Origin of the sequence: Vibrio sp. Vb1026 (assembly GCF_033338745.1) — a bacterium.
GTDB classification, from domain to species: Bacteria; Pseudomonadota; Gammaproteobacteria; order Enterobacterales; family Vibrionaceae; genus Vibrio; species Vibrio alginolyticus.
Genome location: NZ_JAWOTH010000060.1, coordinates 1 through 1,845 on the forward strand (window position 1 = coordinate 1; position 1,845 = coordinate 1,845).

The window sequence follows — 1,845 nt, forward strand, 5'->3', positions numbered from 1 at the left end:
GTGACGCCGAAAGGTTTGATGAACCCGAATCATTTCTTAGCGGTTTGTATCGACTACCTATACCGTCATCGTGAGGCGTGGGGTAAAGATGTTGCTGTTGGTAAGACGCTGGTTTCAAGTGCACTTATCGACCGAGTAGTAGCCGATTTGGGTCGTGAACTGTGTGAAGTGCCTGTCGGCTTCAAGTGGTTTGTCGATGGCCTTTACACTGGCAAGTTTGGTTTTGGTGGTGAAGAGAGCGCAGGTGCCTCTTTCCTACGTAAAGATGGAACACCATGGTCAACAGACAAAGACGGCATCTTACTATGTTTGTTAGCGGCTGAGATTACTGCGGTAACGGGTAAAAACCCACAAGAGTACTACGAAGAGCTTGCCGCTAAACACGGTGAGTCTAAGTACAATCGTATTCAAGCGGTAGCGAATGGACCTCAAAAAGATGTGTTGAAGAAACTGTCGCCAGAAATGGTTGCAGCAGAAACACTGGCAGGTGATCCGATTACGGCGCGTCTAACACACGCTCCTGGTAACGGTGCGGCGATTGGCGGATTAAAAGTGACGACTGAAAATGGTTGGTTTGCTGCTCGTCCATCGGGTACGGAAGACATCTACAAAATCTATTGTGAGAGCTTCAAGGGTGAAGAACACCTAAAACAAATTGAAGCTGAAGCACAAGAGATTGTGAATCAAGTATTTGCAGCTGCAGGTTTGTAATTAAACCTACTCTGACAAAAAGGCGACCAGATGGTCGCCTTTTTTACAACTCGTCGTTAACTCTCTATTTATGAGCGTTTGGATTTTGTGGCCAATTATCTGGCACGATAAACCAGAACTCGCCATCTGCTGTTTGTGCATGCTCAAATCGCTCCATTGGTTTTTCAATCGGCTGAGAAAAATCATCCGTACCAATAGCCCAGTAGGGTTTGCTTAAGTGGTAAAGCGGTTTATTGATCAAACTCCATTGGCTTTGATAACACCAATATCCACTGATTTGGCTTGGATTGAGAGCAAAGCCTAAGCACTCTTTCGGCGGTACTTCATTAGAAAATGGATTGATGTAAAGTCGCCCTTGCATCAACAAGCGTTCCTTTGGAGACTGATCCAGAGGAAGCATTTGTCTAAATTCAGGCCTTTCGCTCATTTTCAATTGGTGGGAGAGCATTCTATCCAGTTTTGTATGCAATTGATCGTGCGCGTTAGGGCCATACCAAACACCTTCATGTAAAAGATAAAACTTAATCGCTACTTCCCAATGTTCTAGTTGGTCCAATGTTCTATTTTTGAGTATGAGATCTATCGCACCAATGGTTTTTCCGTCGCTATCGTTGAGTTGAATTTCTTCTGCAAGAATTTCATATTCTTCTGAATTAGCAAGTGCAGCGGTACATAAATGCTGATACAAAAAACCCAGTCTCGGGTTCCCTTGGTACTCTTCAGATTCATCCAGAGGTTTAATCGATAAGTCTTCCAATGTAGCAAAAGGAGGGAGCAACTGAAAAAGAGGAGGAGAAGATGTGATCCATTGATAAAGACGTTGCAGTTGATTCATCCTGATTCCTTAGTGATGTTGATAAAGCAGCGAGCCTCGTTATTGTAACTAAATTTGGTTAGTAGAATAGGGTAGCTAGCATCAGTGTCATAGTTCGATATACACTTTGAGGTACTCGCTCGAAATTGGAAGTGATAATGAATAATTTACAGTTAGAAAAGATTCTTAACAGCAAACTCTCGCCCGAGTTAATTAAAGATTACGCGCCAAATGGCTTACAGGTTGAAGGCTGTCCACAGATCAAGCGCGTAGTTACTGGAGTAACTGCTTCTCAAGCATTAATTGATAAAGCGATTGAA

General features: G+C 43.3%; 2 protein-coding genes and 1 pseudogene. 2 read left to right on the forward strand and 1 reads right to left on the reverse strand.

Translation table 11 applies throughout. The features are described from left to right. Positions 1-711, forward strand: a pseudogene (locus R7E47_RS24120) (phosphoglucomutase, alpha-D-glucose phosphate-specific); the annotation flags it as partial. 64 nt (positions 712-775) lie between these two features. Here R7E47_RS24120 and R7E47_RS24125 read toward each other — a convergent pair. Further along, positions 776-1,546, reverse strand: coding sequence for a DUF1853 family protein (locus R7E47_RS24125; protein WP_086581869.1), 771 nt, complete (start codon positions 1,544-1,546; stop codon positions 776-778). A 137-nt stretch (positions 1,547-1,683) separates the two neighbouring features. On the opposite strand from R7E47_RS24125, the gene R7E47_RS24130 reads away from it, so the two are divergent. Next, on the forward strand, positions 1,684-1,845 hold a 162-nt coding region (locus tag R7E47_RS24130), incomplete at its 3' end, for a Nif3-like dinuclear metal center hexameric protein (protein WP_318085178.1).